We start from the raw sequence: 13,116 nt of genomic DNA on the forward strand, positions 1-13,116 counted from the left end.
TTAAGCTTTATATATTTAGTAATTCTCGCACATCATCCTCACTTAAGCTGGAAAGCATTGCTTCCCCTGGTTGAATTACTTGATCGATTAACTCGCGCTTCTTTTGCTGCAACTCGTATATTTTCTCTTCGATAGTTCCTTCTGTAATTAAACGAATAACTTGTACGACATTCTTTTGACCAAATCGATGCGCACGACCGGTTGCCTGATCCTCCACTGCTGGATTCCACCATAAATCGTACAAAATAACCGTATCTGCGCCTGTTAAATTCAGACCAGTACCACCTGCTTTTAACGAAATAAGAAAAACATCATTTTCACCATTATTAAAACGTTCACTCATTCCTACCCGTTCCTGCGACGGCGTTTGACCATGTAAATAAAAATAGCCAATCTGCTCTTTGTCTAATTCTTTCTGGATAATCTCATGCATGGAGGTGAACTGAGAAAAAATCAACATTCGTTTGCCACTTTCCTTGGCATTTCTTACGGTTTCCATCAGTTGTTCCAGTTTGCCTGAGTTTCCTTGGTAGTTCTCTATAAATAGCGATGGATGACAGCATATCTGCCGTAAACGTGTTAAGCCAGCTAAAATTTTCATTCGGCTTTTCTGGAAACCATTTTCGCTCATCGAGTATACCGCTTCTTGTTGTAGCTGGCGATGATAACCAATATATAAATCCTTCTGGTCTTTTGTTAAATGAGAGCTATGCACCGTTTCAATCTTTTCAGGCAACTCATGTAATACATCTCGTTTTAAACGCCGCAGAATAAACGGTCTTGTTATCAAGGCAATTTTGTCATAAGGAAGTTGTTTAAATGTTTTATAGTTAGGCATTAAGCCTGGTAAAATCACTTGAAAAATCGCCCACAACTCATCAATAGAGTTTTCAATCGGTGTACCGCTTAACGCAAAACGGCGCCCTGCTTGAATGCTGCGAATGGCCTTTGATGTTTTTGTCGCATAGTTTTTAATATATTGTGCCTCATCGAGAATTAACGTTTGAAAAGAAATCTCCTGATACAGCTCTATATCTTGTCTCACTGTAGCATAGGAAGTAATCCAAACATCCATCTGCTTCGAATCCGAGAATTTCTGTTTCCGCTCCTGTGGTGTTCCTGTTAAGACGGCGACTTGCAATTGTGGAGCAAATTTAGCACATTCATTTTTCCAGTTATATACAACAGAGGACGGCGCAACAATAAGATGCGGGTATTCACCCGGCTCTGAAGCAATATAGGATATACTTTGCAACGTTTTTCCCAGTCCCATATCATCAGCTAAAATACCACCTAAATGATACTCGCTTAACGACTTAAACCATTGATAGCCTGTCTCCTGATAGTTCCTAAGTTCAGCAAATAGTTTAGGAAGTGGGTAAACCTGCTCTTCTGGTGATTTTAAACGATGTAACAACTTGCGAAACGAGCGATCATAATTTTTATCAGTTTGCAATAGCTCATCAATTTGTACACCGCGGTAAACAGGTACTTTCATATTGTCTTCTATAACATCATCCGTACTTATTTTCATATCCTCGAAAAATTGTTGCATAGATAGAAATGTATCATTTTCTAAAGATAGCAATGCCCCGTTATCTAAGCGATAATATCGCTTTTTTTCTATGACAGCTGCTAAAATTTGTTTGATTTCCGACTCATTAACACCTTCAATATCAAAACCAATATCTAATAAATTGGATGAACTTTCGACCTGCACTTTGGTATAGGCTTGAGGCTCCTGTTCCACGATTAGATTGCGAATAGCAGATGTTAAAAACAATGCTACATGCGCATCTAATTTCGGTAACGTATAATAAATAAACTCATACATTGCTTCTTCATCGTCTACATGAATATATAATTCTTTTCCGTTATAATGAAAATCCGCATATTCAATGAGCTGCATGATTTGTTGCTCTTTTTCTACATCTCGAATAATAATGATATCATTTGAATCTCTTCCACCAAAAGGATCGATCCGTTCATCACCGTAATGATATTCCAATTTCCCAACAATATATGTTCCCTTCTCTTCCAAATAAAGCTTGGCTTCAAGTGGAAACTGGACGATATCTTTTGCAACATTATCGGCAATCGATACATTACCCACTTTTCTTAACGACGGAATGACAGTAGATACAAATTCATCAGCCTGATTTTTAGCAATCGGCAATTGCCAATGATGATGCTGAAACCGACGAAGCTGATTCATAATAGACGCTTGATGCGGTTCAGGAAAATAGAACACTCCATTTGCAAACAAAAGCTCATAATGCGGCAAAAAGACCACGTCTTGCAATGGATCCATTTTTAGTAACAGTTCCTCTCGGCTTTGGCCTGATAAAGAAAAGGCAAACGGCATTTTCTCTTTTTCAACCTTTACAGATGAATAATTTTCCTTCATTGTTTCTACATAAAATGTCCGTTTTACCATCTGCTCCAATAACGTTTTTGCTTCTAAAGGCGGAATGAGTATAAAGCGTTTGTTCTCTTGATGACTGGAAAATCTATCATCACTATGATAGACACGCTCACTTTGTAAGATAGCGTGCAACTGAACCAAAAGATCCATATCCTCTTGAGCAAAGGTGTGCAGTTCCGGCAGATAGGAAAACCGCTTGGTTAACGGATATTCTCTTTTCTCCATAATATGTTCTAATAAAGAACGAGCTTCTTTTACGACATAGCAACGCTTTTCACCCATTTTCATTTCTACTTGTATTTGATCATGATAGTCCAGCTTACAAATATATTCCACCTTAAGCTCGACTTGATTCGGTAATGGTGCTTTCAACTGATCCGATGGGGGAAGATTATTTAACGCATTCATAAAATTTTGCGTCAAGTGAAAGTCATGGGAAGAAAAACCTGCCATCTTACCCTTATCTTTATTTACAATTTTAATTAACACAGCTGCTATATGCTTACATGTACCAAACGTATCAAATGCTGGACAGTTACAATAGGTATCAATGGAACCATTTGCTAGATTTTTCGCATTAATCTCCACCATGTAGTTCTCCGTTCCTTCAACCGTTGCCGACCACTCCTGATAATTAATATCAAATAACGGATCACTGACGCGACCTTGTCTATAATATTTTAACCCTCGTTTATAAATGACCGACGGAAATAATTTTTCCACATTAATATCACGGATTGTTTTCAAAACAGAAATACCTTCCTTTGCCAATACTTATGGTTCTATTGTAAACAAGTTTCCCCTGTTTTTAAACTATTCTTCCCTCTTCACAGATCGTTACTTACAAAACTGTAAGCTTGTGGAAAGGAAGTTCAATACCTGTAATTTCCATTTCAAGCTAAACTAATAATAAAAAAATAATACTGGGGGTAAAAAACCATGACGCAATCTGTTTTTCAAGTGAATCATTTAAATAAATCCTATGGAAAATATAAACATGCATTAAAAGATGTATCCTTTGAAATGAAAGCTGGTGAGTTTGGATGTTATTGAAGCTCTCTCTAACAAGTATGCGGAAAATGTTTAAGGACTATATAGTATTATTATTTGGGCTAACCATCTCCATTGCTATATTTTATATGTTTCAGACACTGGCTCAAAATGAAGCTTTTGTTAAAGCAAATTCCATCATTAATTCCATCATGTTTATTTTTCAAGTAGGAACCATCATTCTTGGGTTTATTACCATTTTTTATATCTTTTATGCCACCTCCTTTATTCAAACGTTACGACAAAAGGAAATGGCGATGTATATGACGCTAGGAGCGAAGAAAAGTAAAATTACGCAGCTGATGTTTATGGAAACACTGTTCATTGGGATCATTTCCCTGGCTATTGGTCTTATACTTGGCTTTGGATTAACAACAGTGGTGACTGATTTATTAATGGAAAAACTTAACTTCTCAGCAGAAGCAGAAGGATTTAAAGCTATTTACACCAAATCAATTTTGACAACGGTTATTTTCTATGTCGCCTTATTTATATTAACGTCCATCGTTAATGCGTGGCAAATAGGCAGAAAAAAAGTACTCGATTTGTTACAAGCTAATCAAAAGCAAGATGTTATTAAAACGAATGGTATAAAAACTTTTCTCGGTGTAGTTACTTCCGTTATTCTAATTGCTATCGCCTATTATATCTTTATCAATATGGTAGGTTTTAAGTCAACAGAAATGAAAAAAATAGCAGTCCTTATTATAACAGGTACAGTCATTCCAGGAACATTCCTCATGCTTATTTATTTGCTGCCCTTCTTAATAAAGAAACTGAAAAAAAATCGGATGCTAAATGAAACTGGAATCAACTCGTTTACACTAGGACAATTACGCTTTCGTATGCTTCATTTAACAAAGGTACTAGGAACGGTAGCGATGCTAATTGCTCTTGGATTAGGTGCGATGACAGCCGGCATTTCTTTTTACCATAACGCAGGAGTCCAAACTTCTAAGCTCATAGTAAATGATATTGCTGTATACCAGCCAACCAAAAAAGATATGGACATGATTAAAACAATGAAACTAACGGAGAAAAATACGTATACGTATAAATTAACAGATGATAACATTTATTTTCTTAAAAGCAATTTATTGGAACAACCACCTTTCATTCCCGATACAACTGGCATTGAAAAGCTGGCAGATGTAAAGAGGAAACGGGTAGCTAGTAAGCTTCCTGCATCTGTATATTCCATAGAGGACGAAAAGGAGGAAATGTTACCAGAGGATTGGGCTAGTGCTATTTCAGGAGAATTAAAGGCAAACTTTGACATGTTTGGTCCAAGAACGATTTATGTAGTGGACGAAAACCATTTCCAAAAAATAAACGCGAAGGAAGCGCAAGTCATTTTAGTTCGAACAGACGATTTCACAAAATACTTACCGACACTCAAGAAGCTAGAAGAAAGGCAAAAAAAGATTGTCGAACAATATACTGGTGCCCCTCCTGAATATTTCGAAGGAAAATACACTCTTTACACTAGTTTATATCAAGTTTCTAGCGGCACTATCTTTATGGGGGTATTCTTAGGTATTGCCTTCCTCATGATGATGATGATGGCAAGTGTGCTAATGTTTAAATTATTATCAAGCGCCAGAGCAGATATTGGGCGTTATCACATGTTACGAAAAATTGGTGTACGTAAGAAGTTATTGGAGCGATCCATTTACCGAGAGTTATTCCTCCTATTCTTATTCCCAGCAATCGTTGGTTTCGCACATGTATTGGTTGGTATGCAAGCTTTTGCCATCATCTTGATTGAACCTTACACTAAAATATGGTTACCAATCAGCATTTTCATACTAATTTACGGTATATACTATGTTATAACTGTCCAATTGTACAAGCGCATTGTACTGCCTAAGCAAATGTAAATGATGATAAGAACCAAGTAGCAAAAATGCTTGGTTCTTTAGTATTTATTTAAAGTAGAACTCCATTTAATGGGGGTTTGATACGCATTCCATTCAGTTCAAAGAGAAGTATCATAAGCGTCTCTTTACTCATGTGCGGGTTATTGTTGATATTGCTTTACCATCAAATAAAGTGAACCTTACATTTTTAAATCCACATTCGGTTTTCTCTGTAGACTAAATTAATCTTAATTACATAAGGTTACAAATCTGTAAGTATGCTGAAAGGAAATTCGATACCTGTAATTTCCATATAGCGTTAAGCTAACATTAGAAAATAAAAGTTGGAGGTAAAATTATGACACAGGCTGTCTTACAAGTAAACCATTTAAACAAGTTATATGGAAAACATAAAGAAACACAATATCATGCCTTAAAGGATGTATCATTCGAAATGAAAATAGGTGAATTTGTCGGCATTATGGGACCATCCGGTGCTGGAAAAACGACACTTTTAAATGTGATATCCACATTAGACCAAGCAACAGACGGCTCTGTTAAAATTGCCGGAACGGATATTACCAAAATGAAGCAAAATCAACTAGCGGACTTTCGCTCACAACAGTTAGGCTTTATCTTTCAAGATTTTAATTTATTGGAAAACCTTACTGTTTACGAAAATATCGCTTTACCTTTATCTTTACAAGGTGTTGCGGTAAAACAAATTAAACCAAACGTGATCAAAGTGGCGGAAAACCTCGGGATTCAAGACATTCTTCCTAAATATCCAGTAACGATTTCAGGTGGGCAGAAGCAACGGGTTGCCGCAGCTCGGGCACTCGTTCATGAGCCTGCACTTATACTAGCAGACGAACCAACAGGCGCATTGGATTCTAAAAACGCTAGAAGCTTAATGGAAACTTTCGTCCATATGAATGAAAACCTTGGTACATCAATTATGCTAGTAACACATGATCCGCTTAGCGCTAGCTATTGTCAGCGTATATTATTTATCCAAGATGGTCAGCTGTATAAGGAAATCCATCGCAATCATACACGAAGTGCATTTCACCAAGATATACTTCATGTACTTTCTGAATTCAACACTCCGAGTGAATGGTAAAAGAGGGTGATAACATGTTAGTCAAATTATCTTTAACAAGTATGCGGAAAATGTTTAAGGATTATCTAGTATTACTATTTGGGTTAACCATTTCCATCGCGATTTTCTATATGTTTCAAACACTAGCTCAAAACAAAGCTTTTGTTGAAGCAAATGCTATGATTAGTGCAACCATGTTTGTATTTCATGTCGGAACTTTTATTCTCGGGTTTATTACCATATTTTATATTTTTTACGCCACCTCATTTATTCAAACATTACGCCAAAAAGAAATGGCAATGTATATGACGCTAGGAGCAAAAAAAAGTAAAATTACCCAGCTGATGTTTATGGAAACACTGTTTATTGGACTGATCTCGCTTGTGATTGGGATTATAATTGGAATGGGGTTAACAACGGTTATCGCTGATGTGCTGATGGATATGCTTGATTTTTCAGCAGAAGCTACCGGGTTTAAAGCAATTTATGCCTCTTCGATAATCACCACCGTCATCTTTTATATTATTTTGTTTTTATTAACATCGATGGTGAATGCATGGAAAATCGGCAGAAAAAAAGTGCTTGATTTACTGCAAGCAAATAAACAGGAGGATTTTATTAAAACAAGTGGCGTAAAAACCTTTTTTGGTGTGCTGTTTTCCATTATTTTAATAGTTATTGGCTACTATACGATGATCCATATGGCTAAGCTCCAATACATTGGGGTTATTTTAGCAACCGTTACGATCGTACCAGGAACATACTTGATCTTTATTTCATTTTTACCTTTCTTTGTGAAAAAGTTAAAACAAAATCGGGTTTTAAATGAAACAGGAATCAATTCGTTCACATTGGGGCAATTACGCTTCCGAATGCTGAATTTAACTAAAGTGCTAGGAACAGTAGCCATGTTAATTGCTCTTGGATTAGGTGCAATGACTGCTGGGTTTTCGTTCTATCATAATGTAGAGCTTCAAGCCTCTAAATTTCAAGCAAACGACATAGCAATCTATGAACCAACAAAAGAAGACATGAAGACGTTAGAAGCAATGGAGCTAACAGAGGAAAATACGTATCGGTATAAAGTAATAGGTAACGGAGTATTTTTCCTTAAAGATAGCTTATTAGAACGGCCTCCATTAGTTCCCCATACGGGAGATGAAAAAGGAGTTGGCATGGAAAAACTGGCAGATATAAAAATAAAGCGAGTCAAAGAGAAACTGCCTGCTCCTGTATATACGATGGATGGCACGAAAGGGGAAGAGCTCCCGGATAAATGGTGGAATGCTATTTCCTTTGAATTAAATGCAGATGATAATATGTTTGGTGAAAGAACGATTTACGTGGTTGATCAGAGCCATTATGAAAAAATAGATACTGAAGAAAAACAGGTCATCGTAACGAAGGCAGCTGACTTTTCTAAACATTTGTCCGCGTTCAAGCAACTGGAAGAAAGACAAAAAAGAGTTGCCGAAAGTTATGTAGGTCATCCTGTAGACAAGACGGGCGGAAAATACAATAACTACGTTGGTTTAAAAAGTTTTTCCAGCGGTACAGTCTTTATGGGAATTTTCCTCGGTATTGCCTTTTTAATGATGATGGCGAGTGTGCTTATGTTTAAATTATTATCAAGTGCTGGAGCAGATATCGAGCGCTACCATATGTTACGGAAAATCGGTGTGCGCAAGTCGTTATTACAACGGTCCATTTACCGAGAATTATTTCTCCTATTTTTATTCCCGGCCATTATTGGGCTCGTTCATGTCTTAATTGGCATGCAAATGTTTTCTTTCATCATGGTGGAACCTTATACAAAAATTTGGCTGCCGATTAGCCTTTTCGTAGCTATCTATGGTTTATATTATGTCATGACGGTCCAATTGTACAAACGTATTGTACTTCCTAAGCAACACTAACAGAAAAAATTTAAGCTGGTAAATCAACACTGAATACCGAAAACCCAAAAATAAGGAACCGAGCAACACTAGCTTGGTTCCTTATTTATCTGGAATTACTGTAACTGTAAATACGGTTGCATTCAAATGACGTGGAATCTCTTACTAAAGAGGATTCACTTCATTATGGTTTCTTCCTACGAACAGCAATAAATACTAAATAGAGATACAATAACATAGATATAAATACGGAACCAGCAGCAGTTACATATATAACTGCATAATTAAATAAGAAGGCGATTTGTCCAAAGATGATAGCTCCCATACCAACACCTAAATCAAAAAAGGAAAAGAAAGTCGCATTCGCCATCCCTTTACGGTTCGCCGGTGCTTTTTCGACCGCCCAAGCCTGTAATGCAGGCTGAATCATTCCGAACCCAAGTCCATATAAGCTAGCTGCAACTATTAAAATTACCGTGCTTGGAAGCCAAGCTAATAATAGCATAGCGCTAAAAATCAGGATTGTTCCAGGAAGAAAAACATATAGATGACCTCTCCGGTCATAAATTTTTCCGGCGAAAATTCGGGAAATCAAAAGGAAAACAGCATACATTAAAAAATAGCCTTCAATGCCAGCAATCTCTTGTTCTGCTGCATACAGAGGAAGGAAGGTAGCAATACCGCCAAAAGTAAACGTTACAAAAAATAATAGCATAGAGGGTTGAATCGCCGTTTTCTCAAAAATATCAAACTTTAAAGTCACCGTCTTATCCTTTGATTGCTCAACTTTTTTATATTTAATTTTACTTGATAATATTAAAGCGACAAGACCAGCAGAGGCACAGATTAGAAAGAATTGGGAGAAGCGCATTTGGTCGACGAGGGCTAATCCTAAAGATGGGCCAAGTGCTAATGCTAGGTTACCTGCCAAGCCAAAATACCCCATCCCCTCCCCACGACGTGAAGGTGGAATTAAATCCGTAGCAATTGTACCTGTAGCTGTCGTTGAAAATCCCCAACCGATTCCCTGGACGATTCGGAGAATAAGTAATAGTGCAATGCTCGAAACAAGTGCAAATGACCCAACAGATAATACAAAGATAAGCAGTCCAAACATATAAACAAATTGTCTTCCTTTGGATTCCAAAGCGTGACCTGCATATGGACGCATGATCAATGCCGAAAATGTAAATATTCCCACAATAACCCCAATGAGTTGATCACTGCCACCTAATTCTTTAACAAACAGCGGTAAAGTCGGCAGCGTCATTTGAAAACCTAAAAATATACAGAAATTGGCGAGACAAATCAGGATAAAGTCACGTGTCCAAATTTTTTCATGTTTTGTCTCTGCCTTAGGTTGTGCATCCATGAATCGCTCTCCTTCCAAACATTCCGATACTTTTCTTCGATACTCGAAATATATTATACAGAAGTCGGGGGAGAAAGCAATCTAATCAACTTCGAAGTTTTTGACCGAACTCGAGTTAAGCAAAGCGCTTACTTCTCATATAATCCCGCAAAGGCGAGGCGCAAGGCGCCCGATTAGCAACGTAGCGACTGGAAACGAATCAACTAAAGTTTTAGGAATCATGCTACTAAAACCAGGGGTATGCCGACGCCTGAGCGGCAAGCCCGTTTTTAGTCGGCCCTCCTCTTTGTAACGAACGGTTATTCCTTTATCTCCAAGCACCTCAATTTACACTACTTTCTTATCTCTTAAAAAAAGACCCCTCTTTTTTAAAGAGGAATGGTCTTTTCTTATTTTAACTCTGGCCAAAATTCTCGATTAGCTTCCATTAAGTCGTCTAAAATTTCTTTCGCTACTTTTGCACTTGGCACTGTTTTCGAAAGCGTGAGAGCTTGCCATAATTTTTGATAGCTTCCTTCGATATATGCTTGGACCACTAGCTTTTCCACTGTTACCTGTTGATGCATTAAAGCCCGTTGGAATTCGGGAATATTTCCTTGGCATAATGGTTCAGGTCCTTCCGCTCCAACCATACATGGGACTTCAACCATCGCATCATCATCAAAGTTTGCGATAGCTCCGTTATTTTCCACAATCATAACCATTCTTTCATGTGTATTATAGGCGATAGCACGTGCGAGATCGACAATAAACGTTGCATGGCTCCCGATAGAAAATTCGCTTCCTTTTGATGTACCTTTGTCAACAATTACCTTTGCTGTAGAGAATACTTCCTTTTCCCTGCCATCCATCACTTCATTTGCTCTAGTATAGTTCGGATTGGAGTGTTCCACAACGTAATCTGGATAGAAATAATACTTCAAGTACGTATTTGGTAGAAATCTTGGGTCGACTGCTAACAAATCTTTTGCTTTTTTATGCGTTTCCTGCCAGCTTTGATCCATATGCTGTGTGTCTACTTCAACTTGTGTCAAGTAACCATTTTCCTTCACATATTCTCTGATTTGCGGCAAATATTCTGTTCCATCTTTATCTTTTATACTTGTCCACCAGCCAAAATGATTTAAGCCAAAGTAACGAACATCAAGCTCTTCTGGTGTTTTATCAATCATTTGTGACATTCTGCGTAATGTCCCGACTGGCATATCACAAATATTTAACACTTTGGAATGTGGACGTAACACCCGGCAAGCTTCAGCAACAATAGCCGCTGGATTAGAATAATTCAACATCCAGCAATTAGGTGCGTATTGTTCCATCAAATCAATCAGTTCTATCATATCCTTAATACTTCTCATACCGTATGCAATTCCACCAGGACCACACGTTTCTTGACCGACTACACCGTACTTTAGCGGGATTTTTTCATCCAATTCACGCATTCTATACTTTCCAGTACGTATATGCGCAAAGCAGAAGTCTACATCCGTAAATGCTTCCTTGGGATCAGTCGTATAGATGTATTCTATTTTAGGAGCCTTTTCTTTTAACGTTATTTCCAATGCTTCTCCTAAAACCGCCTGCCTATCTGCATCATTATCATACAGTTTTAATGTACGAATTGGGAAACGATCCAAATTATCGAGAAGCATCATAACAATCCCTGGAGTGTATGTGCTTCCGCCACCTGCTATAACAATCGAAAATTGTTTCATCGTTCTCTTCCTCTCTATTCTGGTTAGTTATTCTGTTTGTCCTCTGCCTAAATAACGATCCACTGCTTTACGAACAGTTGTTACCTGTAAGCCATATACTACTTGAACGTTTTTATCTTTCATAATGACTCCACTTGCGCCCGTTTTTGTTTTTAGTGTCTGTTCATCCACTAAGTTTGGTTGATGCAATGTGAGGCGCAGCCTCGTGTAGCAGTTTGTCACGGTATCGATATTTTCTGCACCACCAAGGGCTTCAACAATCGTGCTTGCAACATCTAAGTTTGTTGGATTTGTGTTGTCTTTTCCTTTACTCTTTTTTTCTTTGTAATCTTGTTTAGAATACAATTTTGTTTCTTTACCTTGTTCTTCACGACCAACCGTTTTGAAATTGAATTTCGTAATTAAGAAACGAAATACAACATAATAAATAACAAAAAATATGATTCCTACTAAGATATACATCGACCAACTTGTTTTTTCAAAACCAAGCGGAAGATTATATAATAAAAAGTCAATCATTCCGTTTGGTCCGATAGCTCGAACATCCAATATGTTTAGTACCACCATACTGAAACCACTTAGAGCAGCATGAACAACAAATAAGAGTGGTGCCACAAACATAAAGGAGAATTCAATTGGTTCCGTGACTCCGGCAATAAAGGAAGTGAATGCAGCTGGAATTAAAATTGCTTTTACTTTAACTTTGTTTTCTGGTTTTGCTGTATGGTACATGGCTAAACATGCACCAATTAGGCCAAACATTTTTGCAATACCACGAGCATCCCAGATAACACTTTTCGATAAACGATCTATTGCTGGGTCGGCAATTTCTGCATAGTAAATATTTCGTGCACCTTCTAACACTTGCCCCCCGACTTCCTCAACCCCACCGAGAGAAGTGTATAGAAATGGGGTATAGACTAAGTGATGCAAACCAGTTGGAATAAGTAGCCTCTCCAACGCACCATATAGAAACACTCCCAAATTACCACTATGTTGAATTAATGTTCCAAGGCTATTGATTCCACTTTGAAAAATAGGCCAAACGTAGGTGAGAAACACCGCCATTAACACAGCCACTGGGATTAAGACAATAAATACAAACCGGGAGCCACCATAAATTTGGAAGGCGCCATTAAATTCTGTATCAATAAATTTATTATGAATATAAGCGGTTACAATACCGAGAATAATTCCTAGAAAAACTCCCATATCCAATATCTGGACTCCTAACACCAATGTTTGTCCAGTGCCTTGCAAGGATTCTGCTTCAACAAGTAGACCACTTAATTCCATAAATTTATTCATCGCATTAACAAATACTAAATATCCTAATAGTGCGGTAAATCCTGCTACAGATTTTTCTTTTTTAGCTAAGCCCACTGTTATACCGACAGCAAAAATCAGTCCTAAATTACTTAATATGGAAACTAATGAGCCTGATAAAATGGATCCGAACCCAGTTGTAACGGGATTATCTAAAAATGGAATTACTTCAAGTAATCGCTGATTTGTGAATACATTTCCGAGAGCTATGAGAATACCTGCAATTGGTAAAATGAGCACTGGGATAAACATAGCTTTCGAAAAGCGTTGCATCGCTTCCATCATTCTCTGCTTCATGTCATACACCTCCATATATTTGACGTCTATCTGTCTTTGACATAATTTAGTTTACTCCGCAAACGGTTTCTTGTA

The 13,116-nt window shown here is 37.5% G+C and carries 7 protein-coding genes; 3 read left to right on the plus strand and 4 right to left on the minus strand.

Going from position 1 to position 13,116, the window contains the following annotated elements:
- Positions 1 to 7 precede the first annotated feature (7 nt).
- Positions 8 to 3,172: a DEAD/DEAH box helicase gene (locus tag D1839_RS12275; RefSeq protein ID WP_120380289.1), complete on the minus strand. Its 3,165-nt coding sequence runs from the start codon at positions 3,170 to 3,172 to the stop codon at positions 8 to 10.
- A gap of 332 nt (positions 3,173 to 3,504) precedes the next feature.
- On the opposite strand from D1839_RS12275, the gene D1839_RS12280 reads away from it, so the two are divergent.
- From D1839_RS12280 to D1839_RS12290, 3 genes are all read left to right on the plus strand, one after another.
- Positions 3,505 to 5,355 (plus strand): FtsX-like permease family protein, encoded by a 1,851-nt coding sequence (locus D1839_RS12280; protein ID WP_199690111.1) that lies wholly within the window; start codon positions 3,505 to 3,507, stop codon positions 5,353 to 5,355.
- A 337-nt stretch (positions 5,356 to 5,692) separates the two neighbouring features.
- Positions 5,693 to 6,457 carry an ABC transporter ATP-binding protein gene (locus D1839_RS12285; protein WP_120380252.1) on the plus strand — a complete coding sequence of 255 codons (765 nt, stop codon included), beginning with the start codon at positions 5,693 to 5,695 and terminating at the stop codon, positions 6,455 to 6,457.
- 14 nt (positions 6,458 to 6,471) lie between these two features.
- Positions 6,472 to 8,352: an FtsX-like permease family protein gene (locus D1839_RS12290; RefSeq protein ID WP_120380253.1), complete on the plus strand. Its 1,881-nt coding sequence runs from the start codon at positions 6,472 to 6,474 to the stop codon at positions 8,350 to 8,352.
- A gap of 163 nt (positions 8,353 to 8,515) precedes the next feature.
- On the opposite strand, the gene D1839_RS12295 is transcribed toward D1839_RS12290, so the two are convergent.
- The 3 genes from D1839_RS12295 to D1839_RS12305 all read right to left on the minus strand — a co-directional run bounded on the left by D1839_RS12295 (position 8,516) and on the right by D1839_RS12305 (position 13,041).
- The gene (locus tag D1839_RS12295; RefSeq protein WP_120380254.1) at positions 8,516 to 9,703 is read right to left on the minus strand and encodes an MFS transporter; all 1,188 of its coding nucleotides are present in this window, start codon (positions 9,701 to 9,703) and stop codon (positions 8,516 to 8,518) included.
- A gap of 389 nt (positions 9,704 to 10,092) precedes the next feature.
- The gene (locus D1839_RS12300; protein ID WP_120380255.1) at positions 10,093 to 11,418 is read right to left on the minus strand and encodes a 6-phospho-alpha-glucosidase; all 1,326 of its coding nucleotides are present in this window, start codon (positions 11,416 to 11,418) and stop codon (positions 10,093 to 10,095) included.
- A 27-nt stretch (positions 11,419 to 11,445) separates the two neighbouring features.
- Positions 11,446 to 13,041: a PTS transporter subunit EIIC gene (locus tag D1839_RS12305; RefSeq protein ID WP_120380256.1), complete on the minus strand. Its 1,596-nt coding sequence runs from the start codon at positions 13,039 to 13,041 to the stop codon at positions 11,446 to 11,448.
- Between the last annotated feature and the right edge of the window lie 75 nt (positions 13,042 to 13,116).

Source organism: Roseburia sp. 1XD42-34, assembly GCF_009917385.1.
Classification (GTDB): Bacteria; Bacillota; Bacilli; order Bacillales; family Amphibacillaceae; genus Virgibacillus.

Excerpts from the sequence above, each read along its gene's own strand:
- D1839_RS12280 (WP_199690111.1), top strand. The coding sequence starts at position 3,505 with ATGTTTAAGGACTATATAGTATTATTATTTGGGCTAACCATCTCCATT.
- D1839_RS12285 (WP_120380252.1), top strand. The coding sequence starts at position 5,693 with ATGACACAGGCTGTCTTACAAGTAAACCATTTAAACAAGTTATATGGA.
- D1839_RS12290 (WP_120380253.1), top strand. The coding sequence starts at position 6,472 with ATGTTAGTCAAATTATCTTTAACAAGTATGCGGAAAATGTTTAAGGAT.
- D1839_RS12295 (WP_120380254.1), bottom strand. The coding sequence starts at position 9,703 with ATGGATGCACAACCTAAGGCAGAGACAAAACATGAAAAAATTTGGACA.
- D1839_RS12300 (WP_120380255.1), bottom strand. The coding sequence starts at position 11,418 with ATGAAACAATTTTCGATTGTTATAGCAGGTGGCGGAAGCACATACACT.
- D1839_RS12305 (WP_120380256.1), bottom strand. The coding sequence starts at position 13,041 with ATGAAGCAGAGAATGATGGAAGCGATGCAACGCTTTTCGAAAGCTATG.